The 24909-nt window shown below is 41.7% G+C and carries 28 protein-coding genes, 1 tRNA gene and 1 other annotated feature; of the genes, 15 read left to right on the forward strand and 14 right to left on the reverse strand.

The features are described 5' to 3' along the window. Positions 1 to 12: 12 nt before the first annotated feature. The 3 genes from IGI89_RS07045 to upp all read left to right on the forward strand — a co-directional run bounded on the left by IGI89_RS07045 (position 13) and on the right by upp (position 3246). A complete protein-coding gene (locus IGI89_RS07045) occupies positions 13 to 1041 on the forward strand; it encodes an L-threonylcarbamoyladenylate synthase (RefSeq protein WP_438735472.1) in 1029 nt (342 codons plus the stop codon). An 81-nt stretch (positions 1042 to 1122) separates the two neighbouring features. After that, positions 1123 to 2367 carry a serine hydroxymethyltransferase gene (gene glyA, locus IGI89_RS07050; RefSeq protein WP_005233585.1) on the forward strand — a complete coding sequence of 415 codons (1245 nt, stop codon included), beginning with the start codon at positions 1123 to 1125 and terminating at the stop codon, positions 2365 to 2367. 249 nt (positions 2368 to 2616) lie between these two features. Further along, the gene (gene upp, locus IGI89_RS07055) at positions 2617 to 3246 is read left to right on the forward strand and encodes a uracil phosphoribosyltransferase (RefSeq protein ID WP_005227894.1); all 630 of its coding nucleotides are present in this window, start codon (positions 2617 to 2619) and stop codon (positions 3244 to 3246) included. Between the two features lie 178 nt (positions 3247 to 3424). Here upp and IGI89_RS07060 read toward each other — a convergent pair whose 3' ends face one another. Next, the gene (locus IGI89_RS07060) at positions 3425 to 3661 is read right to left on the reverse strand and encodes a hypothetical protein (RefSeq protein WP_005227896.1); all 237 of its coding nucleotides are present in this window, start codon (positions 3659 to 3661) and stop codon (positions 3425 to 3427) included. Positions 3662 to 3787: 126 nt separating this feature from the next. Here IGI89_RS07060 and IGI89_RS07065 point away from each other — a divergent pair. Further along, positions 3788 to 3860 (forward strand) — tRNA-Thr (locus IGI89_RS07065). Positions 3861 to 3962: 102 nt separating this feature from the next. Here IGI89_RS07065 and IGI89_RS07070 read toward each other — a convergent pair. Genes IGI89_RS07070 through IGI89_RS07100 form a run of 7 tightly spaced genes read right to left on the reverse strand, consistent with a single transcriptional unit; the run spans position 3963 to position 10090 of the window. Continuing rightward, positions 3963 to 4478, reverse strand: coding sequence for a YjbQ family protein (locus IGI89_RS07070; protein ID WP_005227898.1), 516 nt, complete (start codon positions 4476 to 4478; stop codon positions 3963 to 3965). 4 nt (positions 4479 to 4482) lie between these two features. Next, a complete protein-coding gene (locus IGI89_RS07075) occupies positions 4483 to 5175 on the reverse strand; it encodes a triose-phosphate isomerase (RefSeq protein ID WP_086298299.1) in 693 nt (230 codons plus the stop codon). Beyond that, entirely contained in the window at positions 5172 to 6023 is an 852-nt protein-coding gene (locus tag IGI89_RS07080) for a class II fructose-bisphosphate aldolase (RefSeq protein WP_016621926.1), read from the reverse strand. The genes IGI89_RS07075 and IGI89_RS07080 overlap by 4 nt, the downstream gene beginning before the upstream one ends. Before the next feature lie 12 nt (positions 6024 to 6035). Next, positions 6036 to 6320, reverse strand: a complete 285-nt coding sequence (locus IGI89_RS07085; protein WP_008379369.1) for a PTS sugar transporter subunit IIB — start codon at positions 6318 to 6320, stop codon at positions 6036 to 6038. Between the two features lie 15 nt (positions 6321 to 6335). Further along, positions 6336 to 7673, reverse strand: coding sequence for a PTS galactitol transporter subunit IIC (locus IGI89_RS07090; RefSeq protein WP_005233598.1), 1338 nt, complete (start codon positions 7671 to 7673; stop codon positions 6336 to 6338). Between the two features lie 15 nt (positions 7674 to 7688). After that, complete coding sequence (locus IGI89_RS07095; protein WP_008379372.1) at positions 7689 to 8144, reverse strand: PTS sugar transporter subunit IIA; 456 nt, start codon at positions 8142 to 8144, stop codon at positions 7689 to 7691. 2 nt (positions 8145 to 8146) lie between these two features. Further along, positions 8147 to 10090, reverse strand: a complete 1944-nt coding sequence (locus tag IGI89_RS07100; RefSeq protein WP_016612940.1) for a BglG family transcription antiterminator — start codon at positions 10088 to 10090, stop codon at positions 8147 to 8149. A 555-nt stretch (positions 10091 to 10645) separates the two neighbouring features. Here IGI89_RS07100 and IGI89_RS07105 point away from each other — a divergent pair. The 6 genes from IGI89_RS07105 (at position 10646) to IGI89_RS07130 (ending at position 15548) form a co-directional block, all read left to right on the forward strand. Then, a complete protein-coding gene (locus IGI89_RS07105; RefSeq protein ID WP_034872154.1) occupies positions 10646 to 11830 on the forward strand; it encodes an FtsW/RodA/SpoVE family cell cycle protein in 1185 nt (394 codons plus the stop codon). A 9-nt stretch (positions 11831 to 11839) separates the two neighbouring features. Further along, complete coding sequence (locus IGI89_RS07110) at positions 11840 to 12217, forward strand: arsenate reductase family protein (protein ID WP_008379379.1); 378 nt, start codon at positions 11840 to 11842, stop codon at positions 12215 to 12217. Beyond that, the gene (locus IGI89_RS07115) at positions 12199 to 12537 is read left to right on the forward strand and encodes a glycine cleavage system protein H (RefSeq protein WP_010749086.1); all 339 of its coding nucleotides are present in this window, start codon (positions 12199 to 12201) and stop codon (positions 12535 to 12537) included. Before IGI89_RS07110 ends, IGI89_RS07115 begins: the two co-directional genes overlap by 19 nt. A gap of 77 nt (positions 12538 to 12614) precedes the next feature. Next, positions 12615 to 12864: a binding site (T-box leader), on the forward strand. Between the two features lie 71 nt (positions 12865 to 12935). Further along, positions 12936 to 13970 (forward strand): methionine ABC transporter ATP-binding protein, encoded by a 1035-nt coding sequence (locus IGI89_RS07120; protein WP_008379383.1) that lies wholly within the window; start codon positions 12936 to 12938, stop codon positions 13968 to 13970. Beyond that, positions 13963 to 14649 carry a methionine ABC transporter permease gene (locus IGI89_RS07125; RefSeq protein ID WP_005233617.1) on the forward strand — a complete coding sequence of 229 codons (687 nt, stop codon included), beginning with the start codon at positions 13963 to 13965 and terminating at the stop codon, positions 14647 to 14649. The genes IGI89_RS07120 and IGI89_RS07125 overlap by 8 nt, the downstream gene beginning before the upstream one ends. Before the next feature lie 44 nt (positions 14650 to 14693). Further along, positions 14694 to 15548 (forward strand): MetQ/NlpA family ABC transporter substrate-binding protein, encoded by an 855-nt coding sequence (locus tag IGI89_RS07130; RefSeq protein ID WP_010749087.1) that lies wholly within the window; start codon positions 14694 to 14696, stop codon positions 15546 to 15548. 38 nt (positions 15549 to 15586) lie between these two features. On the opposite strand, the gene IGI89_RS07135 is transcribed toward IGI89_RS07130, so the two are convergent. From IGI89_RS07135 to IGI89_RS07145, 3 genes are all read right to left on the reverse strand, one after another. Beyond that, entirely contained in the window at positions 15587 to 16639 is a 1053-nt protein-coding gene (locus IGI89_RS07135) for a helix-turn-helix domain-containing protein (RefSeq protein ID WP_438735473.1), read from the reverse strand. A gap of 242 nt (positions 16640 to 16881) precedes the next feature. After that, complete coding sequence (locus tag IGI89_RS07140; protein ID WP_005233624.1) at positions 16882 to 17199, reverse strand: DUF960 domain-containing protein; 318 nt, start codon at positions 17197 to 17199, stop codon at positions 16882 to 16884. Between the two features lie 318 nt (positions 17200 to 17517). Then, entirely contained in the window at positions 17518 to 18132 is a 615-nt protein-coding gene (locus IGI89_RS07145) for a 50S ribosomal protein L25/general stress protein Ctc (RefSeq protein ID WP_438735474.1), read from the reverse strand. Between the two features lie 300 nt (positions 18133 to 18432). Here IGI89_RS07145 and IGI89_RS07150 point away from each other — a divergent pair, with 300 nt between their 5' ends. The 3 genes from IGI89_RS07150 (at position 18433) to udk (ending at position 20554) form a co-directional block, all read left to right on the forward strand. Beyond that, the gene (locus tag IGI89_RS07150; RefSeq protein ID WP_016612935.1) at positions 18433 to 19149 is read left to right on the forward strand and encodes a 16S rRNA pseudouridine(516) synthase; all 717 of its coding nucleotides are present in this window, start codon (positions 18433 to 18435) and stop codon (positions 19147 to 19149) included. 14 nt (positions 19150 to 19163) lie between these two features. Further along, positions 19164 to 19847, forward strand: coding sequence for a YjjG family noncanonical pyrimidine nucleotidase (locus IGI89_RS07155; RefSeq protein ID WP_016612934.1), 684 nt, complete (start codon positions 19164 to 19166; stop codon positions 19845 to 19847). Between the two features lie 83 nt (positions 19848 to 19930). Continuing rightward, a complete protein-coding gene (gene udk / locus IGI89_RS07160) occupies positions 19931 to 20554 on the forward strand; it encodes a uridine kinase (protein WP_194188231.1) in 624 nt (207 codons plus the stop codon). Positions 20555 to 20906: 352 nt separating this feature from the next. On the opposite strand, the gene IGI89_RS07165 is transcribed toward udk, so the two are convergent. The 3 genes from IGI89_RS07165 to IGI89_RS07175 are packed head-to-tail and all read right to left on the reverse strand — an operon-like array spanning position 20907 to position 23386. Then, on the reverse strand, positions 20907 to 21380 hold the full coding sequence (locus IGI89_RS07165) for a GNAT family N-acetyltransferase (protein ID WP_196043802.1): 474 nt from the start codon (positions 21378 to 21380) through the stop codon (positions 20907 to 20909). An 11-nt stretch (positions 21381 to 21391) separates the two neighbouring features. Then, the gene (locus IGI89_RS07170; protein ID WP_005233642.1) at positions 21392 to 22708 is read right to left on the reverse strand and encodes a sensor histidine kinase; all 1317 of its coding nucleotides are present in this window, start codon (positions 22706 to 22708) and stop codon (positions 21392 to 21394) included. A gap of 3 nt (positions 22709 to 22711) precedes the next feature. Next, positions 22712 to 23386 (reverse strand): response regulator transcription factor, encoded by a 675-nt coding sequence (locus tag IGI89_RS07175; RefSeq protein ID WP_005233644.1) that lies wholly within the window; start codon positions 23384 to 23386, stop codon positions 22712 to 22714. A 131-nt stretch (positions 23387 to 23517) separates the two neighbouring features. Between IGI89_RS07175 and IGI89_RS07180 the strand changes: the two genes are divergently transcribed. Then, a complete protein-coding gene (locus IGI89_RS07180) occupies positions 23518 to 24240 on the forward strand; it encodes a polyphosphate polymerase domain-containing protein (protein ID WP_438735475.1) in 723 nt (240 codons plus the stop codon). Next, positions 24230 to 24907: a DUF4956 domain-containing protein gene (locus IGI89_RS07185; RefSeq protein ID WP_005233649.1), complete on the forward strand. Its 678-nt coding sequence runs from the start codon at positions 24230 to 24232 to the stop codon at positions 24905 to 24907. Before IGI89_RS07180 ends, IGI89_RS07185 begins: the two co-directional genes overlap by 11 nt. The last annotated feature ends 2 nt before the right edge of the window (positions 24908 to 24909 follow it).

Here is a 24909-nt window from a genome sequence, read left to right on the forward strand (position 1 = left end):
TGTGGATAAATTGTGGAAACAAAAATTTTTGATCAATCAAAGTTAAACGAAGCAGCAGCTATCTTAGCTGAGGGGGGATTAGTGGCGTTCCCGACGGAAACTGTCTATGGACTAGGGGCTAGCGCGCTTTTGCCAAAGGCTGTTGCGCAAGTGTATCAAGTCAAAGGACGACCTAGTGACAACCCTTTGATCGTTCATATTGCCGAGCCAGAGCAGTTGGAACCGTTTGTGGATAACAAGCATCCTTTTGCTGATAAATTGATGGAAACTTTCTGGCCTGGGCCCCTAACCTTGATCTTTTCGATCAAAAAAGACAGCTTACCTAGCATCGTTACTGGCGGCTTATCCACAGCGGCGTTTCGGATGCCCAACAACACCAAGACGTTAGCGTTGATCAAACAAGCCCAACAGCCATTGGTTGGTCCTAGCGCAAATACATCTGGTAAACCAAGCCCAACATCAGCTGCGCATGTTCAGCATGATCTGGCAGGCAAAATCGCTGGCATCTTGGACGATGGGGTGACACAGATCGGTGTCGAATCAACGGTCTTAGATTTGAGTGACCCAACGGCACCGCCGATCATCTTACGCCCTGGTGCAATCTCTAAAGAACAGCTTGAAGCAGTCTTACAAACAAAAGTCCTCGTCGATCAGCATTTAGTAACAGAAAGTGAAGCACCCAAAGCGCCAGGCATGAAATACAAGCACTATGCACCGAATACCAACGTCATGATGGTCAATGACCAAGATTGGTCGGCAGCCATGGCTTGGGCGAGAGAACAGCAGCTTAAGGTAGGTGTTTTAGCTGGACCGACGATCGCCGAGCAGGTCCGCTTCGAAGCTGCAGCCATCTATTTATTTTTTGATGACAGTGTGGAAGCTGCGACAAAAGGGCTGTTTGCGGGGTTACGGGCGTTAGATGAATCGATTGCTGAGCTAGATGTCTTATTCTCACCCACGTTTCCAGAAAGCGGCTTAGGGGCTGCTTATATGAATCGGTTGAAAAAAGCTGCAAATCAAAGTTTCTTTCAAGAAAATTAGCAAAAAACCAGAATTCATTATAGGTAGCTTATGAAGAAATGTGATACAATGCTACCATTAAGGTAAAGGGGTGTTGTAAGCATGGATTATCAAACGTTTGATCCCGAATTGTGGCAAGCGATCGAAAAAGAAACGAATCGTCAACAAAACAATTTGGAATTGATTGCGTCTGAAAATATCGTTTCAGAAGGTGTAATGGCTGCGCAAGGTAGTATTTTGACAAATAAATACGCTGAAGGTTATCCAGGTCGTCGTTACTATGGCGGCTGTGAATTTGTTGATGTGGTAGAAAACTTAGCAATTGAACGGGCGAAAAGTATTTTCGGTGCGGCATATGCCAATGTTCAACCGCATTCTGGTTCTCAAGCCAACACAGCAGCTTATTTAGCGTTGATCGAAACAGGCGATACAGTATTAGGGATGGATCTTTCCGCAGGCGGTCATTTGACCCATGGCTCACCAGTGAATTTCAGCGGCAAGACCTATAATTTTGTTAGTTATGGTGTTGATCCTGCAACAGAAGTCATTGACTACAATGTCGTTCGTATTTTGGCGCGCAAGCATCAACCGAAACTGATCGTTGCCGGTGCCAGTGCTTACTCACGTACAATCGATTTTGCGAAGTTCCGTGAAATCGCCGATGAAGTTGGCGCAAAATTGATGGTGGATATGGCGCATATCGCTGGTTTAGTAGCGGCTGGTCTTCATCCAAACCCAGTTCCTTATGCGGACATCACGACTTCTACGACCCATAAAACATTACGCGGCCCTCGAGGCGGCTTGATTTTAACAAATGATGAAGATTTAGCGAAAAAAATCAATAGTGCCGTTTTCCCTGGTATTCAAGGCGGCCCATTAGAGCACGTGATTGCAGCGAAAGCTGTTGCTTTTAAAGAAGCACAAGATGCGTCGTTCAAAGAGTACTCTGAACAAGTCATTCGCAATGCGCAAGCAATGGCGAAAGTCTTCAACCAAGCACCACAAGCTCGCTTGGTCTCTGGTGCAACAGACAATCACCTATTATTGATCGATGTGCGTGGCTTTGATTTGAACGGAAAAGAAGCAGAAGCATTGCTGGATCAAGTCAATATCACCGTCAATAAAAACTCTATTCCTTTCGAATCATTAAGTCCTTTCAAAACGAGTGGGATTCGCGTGGGGACACCAGCGATCACTAGTCGTGGCTTTAAAGAAGAAGATTGTGTCGAAGTGGCGAAATTGATCGTCAAAGTTTTAGAAAAACCAAATGATGAAGCCGTCTTGGCAGAAGTAGCGACGCAAGTCAAAGAATTGACGGACAACTATCCACTTTACAAAAACAAATAAATTGGGACTGTGACAGAAGTTAAGGTCAGACAAGACGTCTCACGCGTTTTTCCTACGCTCCAGCTCCTTTGATCACCAAAAGTGAAAAAGGGGCTAGAATGAACGTAGAGGCGTGTTACATGCCGTCTTGTCTCCTTCCTTCTAACACAATCCTTTTTTTGAGGAAAAGCAGTATTGCCTGTGGCAGATGGTTGTAACAAGAGCCGATTTGCTTTAAAATAAGAGAAAAACCAAAGGAGATTTTTTTAAATGGGTAAATTTCAAGTAATCGATCACCCGCTGATCCAACACAAATTAACAATGATCCGCGACAAGAACTGTGGAACAAAGGTTTTCCGTGAAGTTGTTAATGAAATCGCAATGTTGATGGCGTATGAAGTGTCTCGCGACATGCCGCTTGAAGATCTAGTGATTGAAACACCAATTGAAGAATCAACACAAAAAACACTATCTGGTAAAAAGGTAGCGATCATTCCGATCCTGCGCGCAGGTCTAGGCATGGTTGATGGTATCCTTGAATTGATCCCAGCCGCAAAAGTTGGTCATATCGGGATGTACCGTGATGAAGAAACGCTAGAACCACACGAATACTTCGTAAAATTACCTGAAGATATCGATGAACGTCAATTATTTATCGTTGACCCAATGTTAGCTACGGGCGGTTCAGCGATCATGGCGATCGACGCACTGAAAAAACGCGGCGCTTCAAACATGAAATTCGTCTGCTTAGTTGCTGCACCAGAAGGCGTGAAAGCATTGCAAGATGCCCATCCAGATGTTGATATCTACACTGCAAATCTTGATGAACGCCTAAATGAACACGGCTATATCGTTCCTGGTTTGGGCGATGCCGGTGACCGTCTATTCGGTACAAAATAAATCAATACAAATAAGACAAAGGCAACTGCTTCAAGTTTTGCCTCGTCAATGATGCCATGGAAGAAGATCGACTGCCAAAACGGTTCGATCGGTTATCCATGGCTTTTTTTAGCTTTTCATAAAATCAGACAATGAAAAAAGGAGAAAATCAACTGATTTTCTCCTTGCATTAAACGGGTTATAGTTTGGTTAATTGTTTGTAATTGATGATCAATACACCATTACTTTGCGAAACTAATTTCTGGTTTTCTGGGGTTTCGTTCAGCTCGACCACCGCAGAGTTTTTCAACTGCTTTGTGATGGTACCAGTTTGTTTCTTCCCATGGAACGTGAACATGACAGGAGTAGCGACCTCAAACGTTGAACCTTCTTGTGACGGGACAATTGTTGTTTCGAATTTACCAAATGTTGCCATGTAAAAACCTCCTTGATACTTCTATTATATCACAATTTTCGGAAAATTTCAGTAAGTAGATTTTTTTCAGCAGACCTCTTTACAAAACAACCGTTTTTGCATATAATTTTCTTTGTGCCATACAACGCCAGCTTAGCTCAGTTGGTAGAGCAACGCACTCGTAACGCGTAGGTCACAGGTTCGAATCCTGCAGCTGGCATAAGAAATGAAAAACCATGAATCCTCTTTTAGAGGATTCATGGTTTTTCTTTTGCAGGTGATAAGTAATCTCAATTTTTCCTGATTTACCCGATAACTGTTCTTATTCGCCCATTAGCATTACATGGCATGTCCTATTTCGCACACGATTTTGATCGAAATCAACAAAATAGATATAGCCTACAGAGCCGATCTCTAGCTTGCCGTTACTTAAAATAAAACTTTCGCTTGCACCGAAAAAACTCGAGCGAATATGGGCATCGCCGTTTAAAATCGTTGCTGGATCTGTTGGGTAGTTTGGATCGTCCAGACTCATCAAAAATTCTAAATGCTTTGGTCCAGGATAACGATAATCGGTATTTTCTGATAGTTCACGAGGAATAATTTTATCGAGAATTCGGTTTAAATCAACTTGAAGAAATTCATCTCCGTTAAAGTCTGTATCATGCATGTATTCTTCAAAGATAACAGAACAGGTCGTATGGGGAGACTGTACGAGACAGATTCCATTTGAAATTCCGCTTTTTTCAACCATCGTTTTCACTTCTTCTGTGATGTTGTGGTAAGACACTCGATTCCCGTTAGAAGTTAACGTCAGTTGCTCTTTTAAAAATTTCACAGTGTTAATCCTCCTTTTTATGCTTCACCGCTTGTTTGATCATTTCTGTAAGGGTTTGAACGGGATCATCTGCTTGCACAATGCCGCTTGTCCCTCCGGTACCATCAGCACCTGACGACAAAGCTTTTTCAACATCGGCCGCACTAGATATACCAGCAGCCTGCAAAATCAGGATTTCTGGATCAATTTCCCGAACAACACGATTTGTTTCCGTCATGTATTGAAGATCACTGGTTTGTCCTGTCCCAATTAGTTCGGTTGGCTCGCAAACCATCACATCCGGTTTCAGGGAAGCCGCGGCTCTCGCTTCAGTCAATGAATTCGCACACACAATTGTTAAGAGACCCAATTCATTTGAGCGCTGAATCGCTTTAGTCAGTTCTTGCAATGTCATGGGGTGTTCAGCATGGTTTAAAAAGGTAGCTTCAGCTCCGGCTTCTGCCACTGCTTCGGGTAAAACATAGCCCATTCCACGACCAATTTCGATTCCGTCTAAATGTTGGACAGTGACGAATAAATGTGTTGTTGCCTGTTTAATTAAAGAAACGTCTGCATGCTGAACAGTAAATAGAATGTCGATGTCATACAAAGATGACAACTCATCAGCAACTTTTGCCAATGCCAATGCTTGGTTTCCATAAAGATAGGCTTTGGGATTGACGACAAAGAATGGCGTTCTTAAGGTTCTTTTTTTCATTTGTTTTCTCCTTCACGATAAGGTTTGGTATGAAAGACTGTAAAATAGTGCTCGAGTGTTTTGGCCATTCCATTGCTTGCTGAGTGAAGTAAATCGAAATAGTCATTTGGTTGATTTTTGTTAATTTCATTCATAGCAGCAGTGACAAAGTCAGTAAAAATGTTTATTTTACGGATACCTTCTAAGGCACATTTTTCAAGGTTTTCATCGCCAGAAGAGGACCCACCATGCAGAACAAGAGGAATACTGACGGCAAGGTGTATTTCCTTTAAAACGTCAAAATTTATTTTGGGAATCCCTTGATAATGTCCGTGAGAGGTGCCAATAGAAACTGCCAACGAATCAACCCCGGTTAATTTGGCAAATGCAACAGCCTCAGAAGGTTCTGTGTAAATAGATTGACTATTTCCGGCTGATTCCAGACTGTTTTCCGACCCGACGTGCCCGATTTCGGCTTCAACAACGACACCATTTTTATGAGCGTAATCGGCGATCTCCTTTGATCGGCGGACATTTTCTTCAAATGGCTCCTCAGAAGCATCGATCATTACGGAAGTAAAACCTAAATGAATGGCTTTTTTGATGACCTCTTCATCGGTACCATGATCTAGGTGCAGAGCGATAGGTGCAGTGCTTTTCTTTGCCAAAAATTTTCCAATCATGGCAGCCTCTTCTAAAGTCAACATGTTCATATGGGACTGAGCGAAGGCCAATATCAAAGGCTTGTTTAAACGTTCAGCAGTCTCCGCGTATGTTCTTGCACTAGTTAAGTCGAAAAAATTTGCTGCAGGTAATGCATAGTTGTGTTTTTCTGCATGTGCGAATAGTTCTTTTGTTGTGACCAACATAGGGCATTCTCCTTATTCTTTGATTTTCTTTTCGATTTCCGCGTACATTTCTTCTGTACCAATTCCTGTTAAGAGTGGCAGCCCCATAATTACGCGATCTTTGATTGAGTCTGGAACAACCGTTGTACTCACCACGATGTCATAGTCATCAATTTTATTCATCTCATCTGCCACTTTGGATTGATACAGTTTCACTTGATCAGTCATCCCTTTTTCTTTCAGCCATTCTTTTACCTTATTTGTTACAATTGTTGAAGTTGCAACACCTGTGCCGCACATAATCAATAGTTTTTTCATTATCATTTCCTCCTATTATTTTGATAGTTGTTTCTTGGGACGAATTTTATTTACATAAATCAATCCAAACAAAACAGAGACACCAATTATGGCTAAACCGCCCCAGCTTAATATTTTGGTTAAGCCGACATAAAGGAATGTGGTCCATAAACCACCTTCAGCCATAGCAGTGATCATAGAGTTTCCTTGTAGATCAAAGTTTGCGGATCGAGCAGCAGTAGTGACAAGCGGTGCTGCCCACGAAGTAATATAGAGAATGCTTACCATATAAATCGTTCCAGCAATTACCGTTCGAATGATGTTTCCTCCAAAAACAGCAGCCATCAAGCAAATCAGAAAGGGAATGGTTGCTAAATCACCAAAAGGCAAGGTCGTATTGCCAGGTAGAACTACGGCTAACAAAATAGTGATCGGAACTAGCAGCAATGAGGAAGAAAGGACAGCTGGATGACCAACCGATAATGCTGCATCCATACCGATGTAAAGCTCTCTTCCAGGAAACCGTTTTTTGACGAATTCATTTGCAGATTCAGAAATAGGTGTTAGTCCTTCCATCAGTAAAGCAACCATTTTAGGCATCAAAACCATCACAGCGCCTGTTTGGACGGCTAATTGGCCGACACCTGCTGTGTCATATCCGGCAAGTATTCCCATGATGAGACCAATCAAAAAGCCCATAACAGTAGAGTCACCAAAGACACCAAATTTTTTCTGAATGGTTTCTGGATCTGCTTTCCAATCTTTTAGTCCCGGAATACGATCAAAGAGCCAATTCATCGGTAGTGCAAAGATGAATCCGGGTGCGGCGGTACCATGAGGAAAAGTGATATTAGGAAATCCGTAGAACTTATTAATGATCGGACCTAAAATATCTCCCATTAAAAGAATCATCATCAAATAGATGACGGTGGCCGCGATCCCCATTGCAAAGTCTCCAGTGAGGGCATAAATCAGAGAAGAGATGAAGGCTGCGTGCCAAATATTCCAAATATCTACATTCAATACTTTAGTCAGCCCTAAAATGATGAGTAGAACATTTAGGACCACACCAATCGGAATCGCAAGACTTCCTAAAATCGTCCCATAAGAAATTGCCGCTGCGGCAGGCCATCCGACATCAATCGTTGTCAAATTTAATCCTAGACGTTCAACCATATGCTGGGCGGCAGGACCCAAGCTGCTGCTTAGAAGGTCAATCACCAAATTCAATCCAACAAACCCGACACCAACAGTTAAGGCTGAAGTAAAGGCTTTGCCAGGCTTGGTCCCCAAAATTATTCCAAAAATAAAAATTAAAATAGGCAAAACAACGATTGAACCTAGATCAACGAACCACTGTAATGCATTTAACATAATTGTTCCTCCTTTTTATTGCAGTCCATTTTTTTCAATAATCGAAAGATACGCTTCTTTAGTCGTTACTGCGGATAGGGCTTCCAAAACACCTGGTGTTTGAAACATAGAGATAAGATTTTGTAGCATACCCAATTGCTCATGTGGTTCCTTCAATGCAAGCATGAACAACAGAGATACATCGATTTTCTTTTCTTGCGAACCCATTTCAATAAATGAAAGGGGAGAGGCAAGTGACATAAAAGCGACTTGGGATCGTAAAACAAATTTGCTGTCCGTATGTGGGATCGCTACCCCAATGCCGTTAATTTTTAAACCTGTAGGAAAGGTTTCTTCTCGCTGTACGATATTTTGATAGAACTGATCATTTACACAATGAGTTTTGATGAGTTCGTCTGCTAATAGTCGAAAAGCTTCCTCTTTTGTTTTAAAATCTTTTTCAAGTAACACGATTTGGTGATCAAAAAACATGATCAATTTCCTCCTCTTAACAATCTTTGATACAGTTCTTCTTGCGTTTGACTATTAACGATCCATTGAATTTCTTCGGCTGAGTTAAACAATCCGTAAATCGAAGCGATCAACTCTTTTGCCTCGATCATGTTTTCTTCAGCAATCGCAAGCAAAACAATCAGTTGGATTTTTGTGTCTCCCCAAGTAATTGGCGCATCGAGGGTGAGAAAAGCAAGTTTTGTTTCTTTCACTGTATATGGATCAGCATGTGGAATGGCTACTCCTGTCTTTAAGCCCGTGCTTCCTAGTTCCTCTCGTTCAAATAGAGAATGCTTAAATTTCGTTGTAACAAGCTTTTTTTTCAGATAATCATCTGCTAAAAAATCCAGTACATCTTTTTTTGTTCGAAACTTTTTTTTGACAAAAAGGAAAGTAGGATCTAAATATTTTTGTAATAAAGTCGTTTTCTGGTATTTTTTTGAGTAAAAATTTTTCTCATTCTCATTAAGATTAGATATCTTTGCTGAGATTCTTCCTATTTCTTCGGTAGTAGGAAGCGGCGAAATATAAATAACTGGTAGTGCTGTAATGTCCAATGGAATAGTTGATATAATCAAATCAACAGTCTCAAGAGATGTACTGACCAGTTTACTCAAAGGAATGATCTCCAGTACGGTATCAGCAGCGATCGTCTGTTTGATACGGTTAAAAATCAACTCCGATGTAGCAAAACCAGATTGGCAAACAATTAGTATATGGTTAGTAATTTTTATCTTTTCAAAGGCTAGCTGAAAATGGATCGTCAGAAAAGAAACTTCGTCTTCTGTTAATAAGATTTGAAATCGCTCCTCTAAATCTCCAATTGCATATTTGGTCAATGTATACATTGTTGAGTATTGTTTTTTGATACTTTTTATCAGTGGGTTTTTCAATAAAATTCCTGTCTTTGATCGATGGATCATGGGAACGATATGAGCCAATAATGTTTGCAGCAATAATTTATCTTGTGTCAGATCTGCGTTTAACATATGTGACATTTTTTGAATAATTTGTTTCGTACAATTTGTGATAGTAGATTCGTGAGGCTCATCCATTTGACCAAAAGGTTCGATGCCGTGTGCTAATAACAAGGAACATACATATTGAATATCTGTATCACTAAATTGAACAGGTAGTTGCTGTTGGATCATTTCAGAAAAATCAACCGCGATCATATAGAATTTCATTCGTCTAAGTTCGTCAAATACTAGATGCTCTTGTTTTTCAATGTGTTTATCTATAAGAAGTCTTGAAAGAAAAATTCGCAATGAAAGCTTCAAGGATTCAATAGAATAATTATTGACTGGATGGCCGATTGTTTGAGTCATGTCTGAGACAAATTTCTTCGTTAAATCGAGAACCTTAGAGTCAAAGAGATTGTTGACCAAAAGATTTTCACTGGCTTTGGCGTCGGTATACTTCTCTAAAAAAGATTTGAATACGTTTTGAGCAGCAGATTCAACTGAGGTTAGCTTGAGTCCGCTAGTAGTCATTTTTGTTGATACTTGATGGAATCGACAGAAAGCAACGATTTCATCAACATCTTTCTTTATTGACTGGTTGCTAATATAAAAATATTCAGAGAATTCCTGATAATGCATTGGTTTTACTGAAAACAGATAGTTAGCGAAAATAAAGATTTTACGATAATTAGGTGAAAATAGTTCGAGTTTAGTCTCTTTTTTTGCTAACAATCGATAACCATTCTGTTTTGCTGATTCAGAACCAGATAAAAAGATTCCTTTTCTTGGTACTTTTTTGATAGCTAGTCCCGAATCTTTTAGTTTCTTTTCTAAAGTCGTTAAATTGTTATAAACCGTTTTTTGGGATACATTTAACTGCTTTTGAAAAAAAGAGGCAGGGCGAAACTCCGTTTGTTCTAATAGTAGTTGCAACAGTAGTTGTTCTCGATTATTTAAAATCATTGGTTCACCTCCGGAAGCGCTTCCTTAATTGTATTCTAGTGAAATTATGTGGTGGCGTAAATAACATTTCATTACCACATTAATGTGGTAAATAGGCTCGTCGTGCATCAATTTATATTCTGAGCAACTTAAGGGAAGTAGTCACAGGTTGCTATTTCTTTGAAACGAAAATAAGGTGGCAATTTTTGACTGATTTAAAGTTGCTTTGTTCGGTTACATTGAGTAAAGAATAATTAAAATAAAGAAGAATACTTAGAATAAGATATTTTATTAAGTAAGGAGAATAGACGAATTCAGCGAGTTTTCATTGAAAAGTATGTCGCTGAACTTCCTATCTAGTACATATACGATCGTTTTACTCTGATTGATCAGATATGAATCAGAATATAGCCCTTCTTTCATTGTAATTCTAAACAATTTCGGATTGTTTTTAACCCTCTTTTCCCGAAAATCATTAAAGTTTCTAAATTTTTTGTGAATGCTCGTGGACAATCCTTTCTTTTCTCCTCAAATATCACTATAATGGATAAAGATTCTACAGAAGAGAGTGTGGACATGGAAAATTCACGAATAAAAACGAACGATAATCGAATTGATTACGGTGTGATTCTACCCGTATTTTTATTATGTCTGATTGGTGTGGCGTCCTTGTATGTGGCGTTGACCCACGATCCAAATAACCCGAATATGTTGCGAACGTTAGGGTTTCAAGCTTTATGGTATGTGCTAGGTATTATTGCGGTGATTATTATCATGCAGATCAAATCAAAATGGCTTTGGAAATTGACTCCCTATATTTATGGAGCCGGATTAGCCGTCATGTTGGCGCTTTTGAAATTTTACGACCGGACAATGGCTGCCTCGACAGGGTCAAAAAACTGGTTCCGTTTTGGGGCCTTTACTCTCCAGCCGTCAGAGTTGATGAAGATCGCCTATATTATGATGTTGGCCTTAGTCGTCACACAGCACAATGTCAAGCATCGGGAACGAGATCTGAAAACAGATGGGTTGCTGATTGCGAAAATGTTGGCCGTCACGATTCCAGTACTGATCCTGATCACCTTGCAAAACGACTTTGGTACGATGTTGGTCTTTCTGGCGATTTTCGGTGGGGTCTTCTTGATGTCGGGGATCTCTTGGCGAATCGTTGTGCCAGTGATTGCGGCATTCGTGATTCTCGGCGGCGGAACGATTTTCTTAGTGACTACCGATGTTGGTCGTGAGTTGCTGTACAATACAGGGATCTTTAAAGAGTACCAGTTTGCCCGTATCGATTCGTGGCTAGATCCTTTTCATGATACCCAAGGGCAATCCTTCCAATTGGCGTATGCTCTGATGGCGATCGCTTCTGGCGGGATGTTCGGGAAAGGATTTAATGTCAGCGATGTGTATGTACCGGTCCGAGAATCCGATATGATCTTTTCGGTGATCGGTGAGAATTTTGGGTTTATTGGCAGCGCGTTTGTCATTTTATTGTATTTTATTTTGATCTACCGGATGATCCGGGTATGTTTCGATACCAACAATGAATTTTATGCCTACTTGGCAACTGGGATCATTATGATGATTCTCTTCCATGTGTTTGAAAACATTGGCGCAAACATCGGTCTCTTACCGTTGACGGGGATTCCACTGCCGTTTATCAGCCAAGGAGGATCTGCCCTATTAAGCAATATGATTGGGATCGGTTTGATTTTATCGATGCGCTATCAAGCTGAGACCGCACCAAAAACACTTTAAGGAGTTCACATGATTACATTTTATTGGTACCCAAAATGCAGTACATGCCGAAACGCGAAGCGTTGGTTAGAAGAGCACGAGATTCCCTTTGAAGCGATCGATATGGTGGCCACACCGCCTCAACCGGAACAATTGCTGGCTTGGATTCAATCAAGCGAAGCACCGTTAACCCGTTTCTTTAACACAAGCGGCATGAAATACCGTGAATTGCAATTAAAAGAAAAAGTGCCGACCATGACTGCCCAAGACGCAGCCGATGTGCTGGCAACCGATGGTATGTTGATCAAGCGCCCACTACTCGTTAGCGGCGACCGCTTTTTGATTAATGGATTTAAAGAAAATGAATATGAAGGAGTCTTACAAGAATCATGGAAAAGAAATGCTTAAGAAAAAAAGATAATTTGTGGGTTTTGTTTAACGGGAAAGAATATTGTGTCGGTTTAACAAAAGAAGCGCAAGAAGAACTTGGTGCGGTCACGTTTGCTTCGATTCAAAAAGCAGGAACTGCTTTAAAACAAGGAGAGACCCTTGTTGAGCTGGAAGCGGAAAAAGCAGTCAGTGAATTTCCAAGTCCATTGACGGGCGTGATTTCTTCCGTAAATGAAAAAATCGATCAATCCATTGATACCTTAAATGATGAAGACGAAATGAACGCTTGGCTTGTCAGCTTCAAAGAGGTTGACCCAAGTCAATTTGAAGCCTTGTAAGTCAAATCTGTAAAAACGACTATTTTTTCAAAAAGAATTGACAGTCGGATAAGACGTTGCTATAATTTGCTCAATAAATGAATGCTTTGAAAAGAAGAGTACATGTTCTTAACGTACACAGAGAGCCCTGTTTGGTGCAAATGGGCAACGGAGAGAGGATGGAAGATGGTCTTTGAGCATGATAGGTGAGTGGAAACAAGCCTATCACGGGAGGCACCCGTTACAGTGCAGCAGTATGCGAAGCAATTCAAGTACTGAGCGAGGCTGTTGATGCGAATCGACAGTAAATCAAGGTGGTAACGCGGAAGTTGTGCTTTCGTCCTTTGTAACAGTATAATGTACAGAGGATGAGAGCTTTTTTTGTGTTTAACCAACCAAAGAGGAAAGATGGGAATAACATGGCATTAATCGAATTGTCGCATGTAAAAAAGTCATTCGGCAAAAAGCAAACGGCTGTCCACGCCGTCAATGATGTTTCACTGCAAGTGGAAAAAGGCGATATCTATGGAATCGTCGGCTACTCTGGTGCTGGGAAAAGTACATTAGTTCGTTTGTTGAACGGCTTAGAATTGCCGACAGCAGGAGATGTAGTCATTAACGGTCAAAATATTTTGGCATTGAAAAACAAAGAATTGAGAAACTTCCGCAAAAAAATCGGCATGATTTTTCAGCACTTTAATCTATTATGGTCTCGAACGGTGGCGGAGAACATCGAATTGCCATTGGAGTTGGCTGGCGTTGAAAAAGCAAAACGACGTCAACGAGCGCAAGAGCTGATTAAATTAGTTGGGTTGGAAGGACGGGAAACTGCCTATCCGGCACAATTGTCTGGCGGGCAAAAGCAAAGAGTCGGGATTGCTCGTGCATTAGCGAATGAACCAGAAATTTTGCTGTGTGATGAAGCAACGAGTGCGTTAGATCCACAAACAACAGAAGAAGTGTTGGATCTCTTACTTTCCATCAATAAAAAATTGCATTTGACGATCGTGCTGATTACCCATGAAATGAACGTCATTCGTAAAATCTGCAACAAGGTCGCGGTGATGGAGCATGGGCAGATCGTTGAAGAAGGATCAGTACAATCGGTTTTCCGTAACCCGCAGCAAGAAGTGACCAAACGTTTTGTTCAGCAAGATTTGGAACCAGAAGAAGATGTTGAAGAACTACGGCAAGCCTTCTTACGAGAAAATCCGCAAGGGCATTTAGTGACCTTGACATTCACACAAGACAACGCCAATGAACCAGTGATTTCACAAGCGATCCGCCGCTTTCAGATCGATGTCAATGTCGTTTACGGAAAGATCCAACAAACCAATGAAGGATCCTTCGGCGGCTTGACGGTCTTATTGACAGGTGAAGCAAGTGAGGTCGAAAAAGCGATCGCCTTTTTCAAAGAGCAGCAAGTGGGCGTGGAGGTGATTGAACGTGGATAAGTCATTTGTAGAAACCTATTTTAATTTTGAAAAAGTCGACTGGACCAACATGCAGCAAGCCACTCTGGACACTTTGTTTATGACTTTTTTCTCAATGGTTTTAGTGGTTGTGATCGGTTTGCTTCTAGGATTGGCGCTTTATTCACTAGGGCGTAAACAAACGGCGGGAGCCAACATTTTCTATAATGTGGTTTCCATCATCAGTAACGCCTTTCGCTCAACGCCATTCATGATTTTGATGGTCTTGATCATTCCGTTTACAACATTATTAGTCGGTTCGTTCCTAGGGGCAAAAGCAGCGATCCCAGCATTAGTTTTATCGGCTGCGCCGTTTTATGCTCGGATGGTGGAAATTGCTTTTCGTGAAGTCAATCCTGGTGTGATTGAAGCCGCCGAAGCGATGGGCGCCAGTTACTGGGAAATCATTTATAAGATCGTGATTCCAGAAAGTGTTCCGGCATTGATTTCAGGACTGACGGTCACAACGATCTCAATGATTGGTTATACCGCCATGGCAGGTGCGATTGGTGCCGGTGGGCTAGGCGCTTTGGCTTGGCAAGAAGGATTTCAACGTGGAAATTACACTGTTACGCTTGTTGCAACAGTGATTATTTTAATTATCGTTTTCATTATCCAAGGGGTCGGCGATTTCCTTGCGAAGGCCACCGATAAACGGTAAATGAAACGAAGAACAAAAAGTGGAAAATATGGGAGGAAATGGATATGAAAAAGATTTTTGGTATTGCAACAACCTTATTGTTAACTGCCGCTTTAGCTGCTTGTGGAACGGGCTCAAATTCAGGAAGCTCTGATTCATCTGCGGCTGAGGGAGAATCAACAAAATTAGTGATCGGTGCATCGGTTACGCCTCATGCGGAAATTTTAGAACAAGCCAAACCTTTACTAGCAGAAGAAGGCATTGATCTTGAAATCAAGACCTTCGATGATTATGTGTTGCCAAACAAAGCATTGGAAAATGGCGATATCGATGCCAATTACTTCCAACACATTCCTTACTTGAACAAACAAATCGCAGACAATGGCTATGACTTTGTTAATGCCGGTGCGATCCATATCGAGCCAATGGGTCTTTACTCAAAACGAATCTCTGATATTTCAGAACTAGAAGATGGTGCAACGGTTCTTACTTCCACTTCTGAATCTGACTGGGGTCGTATCCTAACGATTTTACAAGATGCTGACTTGATTACCTTAAAAGACGGCGTTGATACAGAAACGGCAACCTTTGATGATATTGCTGAAAATCCGAAAAACTTAGAATTTAAACATGACGTCGATCCATCTCTTTTGGCGACTGCTTATCAAAACGACGAAGCAGACCTAATTGCCATCAATGCGAACTTCGCATTCGGGATCGATTTGAACCCAGCGGATGATTCTGTTTTATTAGAAGCGGATAATTCTCCTTATGTCAACGTGATCGCTGTCCGCAGTGGTGACGAAGATAGCGACAAAATCAAGAAATTGATCGAAGTGCTTCATTCAGACGAAATCAAAGATTTTGTTGAAGAACAATGGCAAGGTTCAGTGAAAATCGTTGATGCTGACGCAAAATAATTCACTGATAGTAAAATGATTTTAAAAAGAGCGTACCGCTATTCAAGTGGGCGCTCTTTTTGTTGCGGAAAGGCAATGATGGGTTGGAAGAAAGAGACGTCTTGCCAAATGCATTCATAGAGTAAGGGCAACTCGGGATGCTTCTTTAAAAGTTTTTCGTAGTGGGGAAGCTGTGTCAAGAAAGCACGGACCAAGCGTTGTGAACGTTCAGATAAGCGAGGATTTAATGGCGGGTAGACAAATAAATTGCCCTCCAATAATGCCCCCAGCAGATGGGCTTGGAAAATTTTCGGCAAAAGAACCTCTAACGGCTGCTCGATTGGATACTGTCTCAAAACTGGGGTGATGATTTGGCATAAGAGGCCAGATTCTTCTGCAGGTACATAGAAAGGCTCCAGTGTTAGAAGCTGTTTCCATAAAAACAAATAGCTGCGTTCGCCGACTAAGTAGAAACTTGGAACAAAGTGTTTGGGAAAAACTTGTTGAGTAAACGTGATTGATGTGTTGGGATAAAAAGCAGTTTTCCGTAACTGATGGATTTGTGTCAGCTCCTGAAACGCTTGATTGGGGGAGATAAGCGCTGGGTTTGCTAGGAGGGTAAGGCGAAAAAGCACATAGCGCAGTTGTCGTTCGTTGCCAGTGATTAAAGGATAACTGCGGCGATCGATAGCTAGTTGATAAGGTGCTAAAAAGTTAGAAAAGGATGAAAAGCGCCGATGCAAACTGGATGGGCTGAGATAATAGCGTTTGTAGAGATCTGCAAAGGAAATAGTCGGCATTTTTAACAAGAGCAAGAGTAGCTGATAATTTGCACTTTTATTGAATAATGCAGCAATCATTTCCATATGGGGGAGGGTGCAACTGGCTGATTGCTGCAAATGACGGTCTGCACGAATGTGCCCTTGTTGTACATCATAGTGGAAGAATGGGTCCTCGTTTAAATAGCTTGACAGCAGCCGGCGGATCGTTTTGACAGAGATATTTTGGGCGGAAGCAGCTTTATTCAAAGGCAGGGGATTTTCGGTTAAAAGTGTTGTGGAGAGTCGCAGCATTTGCATAATATCTTTTTCAAGGATATTTTTCAACATCATGCACCTCTTTCAGCTAAATTTTGCAACTGTCCTTATTATAAGGGAACTTCATTCGTTATTTTCACTCGCAAAAAATAGTCAATAAAACGTAATAAAAAACGATGTTTTTGTCGAGTATTTATTTGAAATTGCTGCTAGACAGAATTAAATGAAAGGAGGTATGCAAAAAAAACCGCCTTCTAAAATAAAAAGGGTGGTTTTTTATATAGGTGTCGTTATAAAAAGAGAATGGCGAATGGGCGTTAACGAGTCTCGCTAGGCAATAAAATCGTTTGCCGTTGCCCATCGTCATATACATAGACTTTTTGGGGATACAGGTCGGAATACCGGTACGGTAGATCAACACCAAGTTCGATTTGACTTTGGGCTTGAGAAAAAAGCAGGGTGACACGACCATGATTGTTTTGGACTTCAAAGGTGAGCAGATTTGTCAACGGAATAAACCCTTTTAAATCAAGATCAATGATTAACCAGATACTATCGATCAGTTCGCTAGGTAGTGTTTGAACAATACCGCCAGAAGCGTAACGACTGCGGTGATCATCAAATGTTTCAAACATAATAAACCCCTCCTTCAAGTAGGCTTGCCATTAACATCAAATTTGTCTATTTATCATAATGAAGAACCGTCAAAAATGCAACTACTTCTGCTTTTCTTTTTGGTCAGCGACGCATTTTAACTATTTTCTTAAAAATTTGTTGGGTTGGCTGGACCAAGCTTTCCCAAAGACGTCTTTCAATGGGAAATAGTCAGTTGCAGCATACCAGCTCTTCGTAAGAATGAAAAGGACTCTTGAAGGGAAATCCCTTCAAGAGTCCTACATTTCTTAGAAGTGTCTGTTGATTGAAGACGTGGTCTTAAGAACGGTGTTCTATGATTACTCTTCGTCTTCACCGATAACTGCTGGTTCAGCAGCTTCGCCGGCTTCGTCATCTTCAGAGATTTCTTGTGGTTCAGTAACCGCAACGATTTGTTCTTCTGGATCGGTCACGATCGTGTACTCGTCGTTCTTAGGCAGATCAGCCACTGTTAATGAATCGCCGATCTCTAATGACGTCACATCGATCTCAACACGTTCAGGCAATTTGTCTGGTGTTGCTGATACAACGACTGTATACAAGTTTTGTGCTAGAACACCACCAGCTTTGACACCAGCAGATTCGCCAATTAAGGTTACTTCTGCTTCTACTTCTGTTTCTTCATTCATATCGACAGATAGGAATTCAACATGGGTTAAATTGCGTGTGAAGGTATCTGATTGATACTCTTTGATCAGTGTATTGACTTTTTTGCCTTCTAAACTGATCGTGATTACGGTATTCAATCCATTTTCACGCAAGATTTTTTCTAATTCTGCTGCATTGACAGCAATCGGTGTGCTTTCTACTTTGTACCCATTGACAATTGCAGGTACTTTTCCTTCGTGACGCAACTTGTTCCGTAAAGAACGTGGGCGAACTTCTCTTTTCGTAACTTCTAATGATACTGACATAACTCAATTCCTCCTAAAATTTTCTCGTTAGTAACGAGATTTTTTAAGCAAATTTTGTTAACTCTGCACATTAAGTGGTACGTGAGTGAAAACACGCAAAAGGGCAGTTGTGTACACAACTGCCCCAGAAAGTTTTGGTTCAACTTTTCTCCACCAGGTCATAACGCTGTGTATGAGAAACTATATTTACTTTACTCTTTAACCTTACGCAAAAAGACAAAGAAAGTCAAATCATTTGAAATCCTGGCAGTTTCCTTTCGCTAGATCCTAAGCTATAATAGCCACTATGGAGAAAAATTTATGCGTTTAGATAAAGTGATTGAGCAACAATTGAATACATCTCGGAAAGAGATGAAACGGTTGTTCCAGCAAGGAAAGGTCTTTGTGGATCATAGGATTGAGCGAAGGCCCGAGCGCAACGTCGATAGCAGCTTGCATCAAATCATGGTTGCGGGGCGGCAGTTGGAAACACAGGAACGCTATTATATCGTCAACAAGCCCAAGGGTGTCGTTACAGCCAATCTGGATCAACAGCACCAGACAGTGATCGCTTTGATTGCACCCGAAGATCAACATCCTGATCTTTATGCCGTCGGTCGATTGGATCGGGACACGGAAGGGTTGGTATTAGTTACGACGAATGGTCAGTTAGGCTATGACTTGCTGCATCCCACCAAAAAGGTGACCAAGCGATATGAAGTGGTGGTCAATGACTTGGTGACTCCTGAGGATGTGGCGGCATTTGCTGCAGGGATCACCTTTCATGGTGGTGTCACTTGCAAACCAGCTGCCCTAACGATCATCGATGCCCGAGCGGATCATTCCTTTGTTTCGTTAGAAATTGCTGAAGGCAAGTTCCATCAAGTGAAAAAGATGTTTTTATCCCGAGGGAAAAAAGTCATTCAGCTGAAACGAACAGCGATGGGTTCGCTGGTTCTACCAGATGATTTAGCAGTGGGCAGTTATCGCTCGCTGACGCAAGAAGAATTAAAAGGACTGGCGGCGCATTTCCGCTGAGAAAGAGGGAGAAAATGAAGTATAAAACATTATTATTTGATGTCGATGACACGATCCTCGACTTTCAAGATACCGAAGATCAAGCCTTAAAAGCACTGTTTGAAGCTCATGGCTTGGAAATGACTCCAGAGCGCAAACAAAGCTATCAAACGATCAATCATGATTTGTGGCAGCAGTTTGAGCAAGGGAAAATCACGAGAGACCAAGTCATCAATGAGCGTTTCGGCTTGTTTTTTGAAACGCAAGGCATTCAGGTCGATAGTCCAGCAGTTGAATTGGCGTACCGAGAATTTCTAAATGAAGGACATAAACTGTTAGACAACAGTGATGAGATCTTAGCGGAGTTGGCGCAGCATTTTGACCTATACGTGGTTACGAACGGGGTTTCTGAAACCCAGTACCGTCGCTTGGAAGATGCCAAATTGAAGCCCTATTTCCGTGATATTTTTGTTTCAGAAGACACGGGTTATCAAAAACCAATGAAAGAATATTTTGACTACGTGTTTGCCCGCATACCAAACGTTAAAAAACAAGAAACAGTCATTATTGGCGATTCACTGACTTCAGATATCTTAGGCGGACAATTGGCAGGGATCGACACGATTTGGTTTAATCCAAAGAAAAAAAACAGTGGTGAGATTCAGCCTACCTTTGAGATCGAACGCTTGCAGCAATTACTTCCTTTATTGCAGCACTGATTCTACAGAAACAGTAGTAATTTGCCGAATTTTCGCTATAATAGAACCAGTGTGAATTTTTTAAGATGAAAGAGGTTAATTGAATGACGAATGGCAAGCCCATTATTATTGGTGTGACAGGTGGATCAGGTAGTGGAAAAACAAGCGTGAGTCGGGCGATCTTTAATCATTTCCCCAACCATTCTATTATGATGCTTGAACAAGACTCCTACTATAAAGACCAAAGTGATCTGAGCTTTGAAGAACGGTTGAACACCAACTATGACCATCCTTTTGCATTTGATACTGATTTGTTGATCGATCACTTGCAGCAGCTGCTTGCATATCAAAAGATCGAAAAACCTGTCTATGATTATGTCGCTCATACCCGCAGCGAAGCAACGATCATTCAAGAACCCAAAGAAGTCATTATCTTGGAAGGGATCTTGATTTTAGAAGATGAACGTTTGCGTAATTTAATGGATATTAAACTTTATGTTGATACAGATGATGATATTCGCATCATTCGCCGGATCAAACGTGATATGGAAGAGCGTGGCCGGACGTTGGATTCTGTGATCGAACAATACTTGACGGTCGTAAAACCGATGTATCATCAATTTATCGAACCGACAAAACGGTATGCTGATGTCATCGTACCAGAAGGCGGCGAAAACCACGTAGCCATTGATTTGATTACGACCAAAGTGGCAACCTTCTTATCCTAAGGTTTCTTGAATCCATCGATTTGAACGTTTCTTTTGAGAAGAAACAACTGGTTCATGTAAAACTGCTGATAAGTGCTCTTTCTTGAAAGATGTTTATCCGCAGTTTTTGATTTTATAAAAAAAAACAGTAGTATTCCGACTAATTTTATGGTAAAGTAATCCTCATGCGACGAGTCGAGAAGGTCTAGCATTAGCTGACCAGATTGATAGCAGAGGCACACCGCGTAAGCAACCTACCGGATTTGTAGGGTGTCGGAATATTCCTTTTGTGGAGATAGGGTATTCTACTAGCAATAGTACTGTGAGTGAAAAAAGCTGTGAACAATTTTGTTCACAGCTTTTTTTTGTTTATTTACGTGAGAGAACAGCGATAGATGGTGGAAGACTCTCCCCAAGGGTGGTATCCAGTGCCGATCGGTTCGAAAGCAAACTGCTCATAAAAAGTAGAAAGATCCGTACATAGATACAGAGAATCAAAACCAGCTCCAGCAGCGCGCTGTTTAGCTGTTTCGATCAAAAGGCGGGCACCGCCTTGGCCACGCCACAAAGGGTCCACATACAAGGCGCAAAGCCAAGGCGTCAAATCCATCCGACTGATGAAGTCGTTGGGGATCAAGCCGCCGCAGCCGATGATTTGATAAGGTCCGTCGGATGCCATCTCATCATTGACCAGCAGTAGCCATTGCGGCAAAATGCTTGTTGAAAAACTATGGGTCAGGCTGTCTTCATAAACCATGAGGGAATCGGGGCCAGCCCACTGTTTTTGGAAGTAACGGATCGCTTCTGCTAAGTATTCAGGGTGTTCTTTAAGGGTGATGACCTGCATTTTTTTCTCCTTTATCCTTCTTTAGGTAAGCGAATCTGAAAAATAACCCCTCGTGGCTGCAGATCTTTGACCAGAATTTGTCCTTTGTGCTCTTCGACGATTTGCTTGGCGATCGCTAAGCCTAAACCATAGCCGCCGGTCTCCTTGGAGCGAGAACGATCCTCGCGGTAGAAGCGGTCAAAGATGCGAGCTTTCTCTTCATCGGAAATAGTTGGTCCCGTGTTTTTGACCTCGATCAGCCATTGCTTGTTAGAAATCTCCGATAAGAGCGTAATTTTATCACCACTGCTGGTATATTTTAAGGCATTATCTAGGAGAATCACGAGGACTTGATGAATTTTCTTTTGATCAAAGCAAGCGGTCGTTTTGGCAAAATTTTCGACAATAAAATGTTTTTGATCCAGTTCGGCAATTTCTTTGAAAGGTTTGACTAAGTCATCGATAAACGGAACTAATTCGACGGTTTCTTTCGTTAACAGCAGTTGATTGGAATCACTGCGGGCAATCGTTAGTAGATCAGCCGTTAATCCAGTTAGCCGTCGGGTTTCCGCTAACGCTTGTGCAATGCTTTCAGATTCTTCAATGATCGTATGATTGGGCTTGGTAAACAGGCGCTCCAGACTATTTTGAATGATCGTCAATGGTGTGCGCAGCTCGTGAGAAGCATTTTCGACAAATTCTTGTTGTTTCTTCCACGAGGCTAAAATTGGGCGCATGTTCAAGCTGGAAAGCAAGTAGCTGATCCCGATCGAGAGAATCCAGAAAAAAATCATCGATAAAATCAAGATGGTTTGGAAATTGTTCATGGCATTTTTGATTTGATTGGTGTTCGCTAAGACTTGGATATAGCCGACCCCGGCGTCATTGGTTGGGGCTTTGGTGGTGATTGAGCGAAACAAAAGTGTCTCTTCTTCCTCTGACAAGGACTGATCCACCACTGAAAAAGACGTGATACTGTCTAAATGGCTCGTATCTAAAGATAGACTTGCCAATTGTGAAAAACGGCCGCCTAAAGTCTGTTTGTTTAAAATCTCGCCGTCCTCAGACCAGAGGATCAACTGGGTGTTGAAGCGATTGGTACCAGGGATCTTCGGCATTGCACTATCTGGTGGCAATACCTCTAGATTGGATTGTGAAGCGCTGATCTCAGCTTGGATCAAGCGGGTATCTTTGACTGCTTGTTCCAAAGAAATATCGGTTTGACGATAAGCCGATTGGTTGAATAATTGGAGCACGATCGTTCCTAAAAGTAAGAAGACCAAAGCAAAGGCACTGACATTTAGGAGAAAGGAGTGCAGCCGTTGTCTCTTAGAGCGTTCTTTATTCATAGACTAGGCTCCTTGCATAATATAGCCGACATTTCGCAACGTACGGATCTCTTTGTCGATTCCTGTCTGGCGCAAGTGTTTTCGCAGATTGCTCATGTAGACTTCTACGACAGTCAAGGTCGTTTCTGAATCGAACCCCCAGATGCGATCAAAAATCTGTTCCTTGGTCAAAATAATGTTTCTATTTTGTAGAAAATAGAGCAGTAGCTCAAATTCTTTCCCTTGAATCGGTAAAAGCTCCCCTTGATAGCTGACCTCGTTGGTGCCAAGGTTACAGAGCAACCCATTATATTCCAGTGTATTTTCATTGAACAAACCTAAGGAGCGTTTTAGCAACGCTTTGATCCGCATCAATAATTCTTCCCGATAAAAAGGCTTGGTCAAATAATCATCAGCCCCTTTTTGAAAGCCGGTTACTTTGTCTTCTAAGCCGTCTTTGGCTGTTAAAATCAGGACGGGTGTTTGGAGTCCTTTTTTTCGTAATGCTGAAAGCACCTCATAGCCGTTCATCTCAGGCATCATCAAGTCAAGAATAATCAAGTCATAGATCCCCGTTTCCGCCTCGTACAAGCCTTCACTGCCATCATATGCTTGCGTGACTTCACCGATTTCGCTGACGATCTCTTTCATATTTTCAGATAATGTTTTGTCATCTTCGATTACTAATAATTTAATCATGTTCCCACCTCTTTAAGGATAAGAATAGCACGAATAGCATAAAAAATGCTTAAAAAAACTGTTTTGTCTTAAGCTGCATTTAAGATAGCTGCCGTAAATTCAGTGCATGGATTTCAAGGGAGGAACATTTTATGAAATTAAAAAAAGTCTTTCAAAGAAAAGAGACGAAATATCTATTGACTAAGGAGCAATTTCCAGCATTTCTTGGCGGGTTGCAGCAAAAAATGGCGATCGATGAATATGGGCAACACACGATTATGTCCTTGTATTATGATACCCAGGATTACCGCTTTATTCGTCATTCGATGGACAAACCGAAATACAAAGAAAAATTTCGGGTCCGCAGCTATGGGGTACCGACAGAGCAACAGTTGATTTTTTTAGAGATCAAGAAGAAAGTCAGTGGCGTGGTCTACAAACGCCGCGTTCCGATGCCCTATGCTGACTATTGCCGCTGGTTGCAAACGGGGGTCTTGCCGTCAATGGAGGAAGCCCCGCAAATCGCCGCGGAGATCCACTGGTTATTTAAGAAAAACCCGGACCTGCTACCAAAAGTCTTGATTGCCTATGATCGCCTGTCGCTGTTTGTTGATGATGATAGTGAATTTCGCGTGACGTTCGATCAAAACATTCGCTTTCGCACCTGCGATCTCATGTTAGGTTCCGGTAGTGACGGTGCACTAGTAGCACCGGAAGTCGGAGTGTTGATGGAAGTCAAAGCCCTCGGCTCTTATCCAATATGGTTTGTGGAACTGCTGAACAAATACAGTGTGCGCAAAGGCAGCTTTTCAAAATATGCCCAAACCTATCAACGGCATTTATTCAAGAAGGAGGAACGGTTACATGTTATCTAGTCTATTTTCTGGCGATACGAGCACCCTTGAATGGAGTAGCTTATTGATCTGTATCGCCGCCTCATTGCTTTTAGGATTATTAGTGGCAGCGATCCATATGATCCGCAATGTCTATACGAAAAACTTCGTCATTACCTTGGCAGTCTTACCGATTCTCGTTCAATCGGTGATCATGCTAGTCAACGGCAATCTTGGCACAGGGGTGGCGATCTTAGGTGCCTTCAGTTTGATTCGTTTCCGCTCGGTTCCCGGGGGTTCTAGAGAGATTACCAGCGTCTTTTGGTCGATGGGGATCGGTCTGGCAACTGGGATGGGGTATGTCGGCTATGTTGTCATTTTTTCCATTATCGTGGCGCTTTTCTTGACCCTTTTATATACGATGCCCTTTGGCGATCGACAAGCCACGAGTGAACGGGAACTGAAGGTCACGATTCCGGAAGATTTGGATTATCCACAATTATTCGATGATCTCTTTGAAAAATATACGCATTCTGCCAAACTGACATCGGTTCGAACGACGACGATGGGAAGCTTGTATGAATTGCGCTATCAGTTGCTGTTAAAAGACCAAGCGCAAGAAAAGCAAATCATTGATGAAGTTCGGGTTCGTAATGGCAATTTACCTGTTGTTTTAGGCAAGCTCACCGCTAACCGCGATGAGCTGTAGAA

The sequence above is a fragment of the Enterococcus sp. AZ141 genome, assembly GCF_051714385.1.
Lineage (GTDB): Bacteria > Bacillota > Bacilli > Lactobacillales > Enterococcaceae > Enterococcus_D > Enterococcus_D entomosocium.

Coding starts and splice junctions, on each gene's coding strand:
- IGI89_RS07130 (WP_010749087.1), top strand. CDS start 14,694: ATGAAAAAGATTTTTGGTATTGCAACAACCTTATTGTTAACTGCCGCT.
- IGI89_RS07155 (WP_016612934.1), top strand. CDS start 19,164: ATGAAGTATAAAACATTATTATTTGATGTCGATGACACGATCCTCGAC.
- IGI89_RS07145 (WP_438735474.1), bottom strand. CDS start 18,132: ATGTCAGTATCATTAGAAGTTACGAAAAGAGAAGTTCGCCCACGTTCT.
- IGI89_RS07085 (WP_008379369.1), bottom strand. CDS start 6,320: ATGAAAAAACTATTGATTATGTGCGGCACAGGTGTTGCAACTTCAACA.
- IGI89_RS07150 (WP_016612935.1), top strand. CDS start 18,433: ATGCGTTTAGATAAAGTGATTGAGCAACAATTGAATACATCTCGGAAA.
- IGI89_RS07135 (WP_438735473.1), bottom strand. CDS start 16,639: ATGATGTTGAAAAATATCCTTGAAAAAGATATTATGCAAATGCTGCGA.
- glyA (WP_005233585.1), top strand. CDS start 1,123: ATGGATTATCAAACGTTTGATCCCGAATTGTGGCAAGCGATCGAAAAA.
- IGI89_RS07110 (WP_008379379.1), top strand. CDS start 11,840: ATGATTACATTTTATTGGTACCCAAAATGCAGTACATGCCGAAACGCG.
- IGI89_RS07080 (WP_016621926.1), bottom strand. CDS start 6,023: ATGTTGGTCACAACAAAAGAACTATTCGCACATGCAGAAAAACACAAC.
- IGI89_RS07100 (WP_016612940.1), bottom strand. CDS start 10,090: ATGATTTTAAATAATCGAGAACAACTACTGTTGCAACTACTATTAGAA.
- IGI89_RS07090 (WP_005233598.1), bottom strand. CDS start 7,673: ATGTTAAATGCATTACAGTGGTTCGTTGATCTAGGTTCAATCGTTGTT.
- udk (WP_194188231.1), top strand. CDS start 19,931: ATGACGAATGGCAAGCCCATTATTATTGGTGTGACAGGTGGATCAGGT.
- IGI89_RS07060 (WP_005227896.1), bottom strand. CDS start 3,661: ATGGCAACATTTGGTAAATTCGAAACAACAATTGTCCCGTCACAAGAA.
- IGI89_RS07180 (WP_438735475.1), top strand. CDS start 23,518: ATGAAATTAAAAAAAGTCTTTCAAAGAAAAGAGACGAAATATCTATTG.
- IGI89_RS07170 (WP_005233642.1), bottom strand. CDS start 22,708: ATGAATAAAGAACGCTCTAAGAGACAACGGCTGCACTCCTTTCTCCTA.
- IGI89_RS07115 (WP_010749086.1), top strand. CDS start 12,199: ATGGAAAAGAAATGCTTAAGAAAAAAAGATAATTTGTGGGTTTTGTTT.
- IGI89_RS07095 (WP_008379372.1), bottom strand. CDS start 8,144: ATGTTTTTTGATCACCAAATCGTGTTACTTGAAAAAGATTTTAAAACA.
- IGI89_RS07175 (WP_005233644.1), bottom strand. CDS start 23,386: ATGATTAAATTATTAGTAATCGAAGATGACAAAACATTATCTGAAAAT.
- IGI89_RS07105 (WP_034872154.1), top strand. CDS start 10,646: ATGGAAAATTCACGAATAAAAACGAACGATAATCGAATTGATTACGGT.
- upp (WP_005227894.1), top strand. CDS start 2,617: ATGGGTAAATTTCAAGTAATCGATCACCCGCTGATCCAACACAAATTA.
- IGI89_RS07140 (WP_005233624.1), bottom strand. CDS start 17,199: ATGTTTGAAACATTTGATGATCACCGCAGTCGTTACGCTTCTGGCGGT.
- IGI89_RS07165 (WP_196043802.1), bottom strand. CDS start 21,380: ATGCAGGTCATCACCCTTAAAGAACACCCTGAATACTTAGCAGAAGCG.
- IGI89_RS07075 (WP_086298299.1), bottom strand. CDS start 5,175: ATGAAAAAAAGAACCTTAAGAACGCCATTCTTTGTCGTCAATCCCAAA.
- IGI89_RS07120 (WP_008379383.1), top strand. CDS start 12,936: ATGGCATTAATCGAATTGTCGCATGTAAAAAAGTCATTCGGCAAAAAG.
- IGI89_RS07185 (WP_005233649.1), top strand. CDS start 24,230: ATGTTATCTAGTCTATTTTCTGGCGATACGAGCACCCTTGAATGGAGT.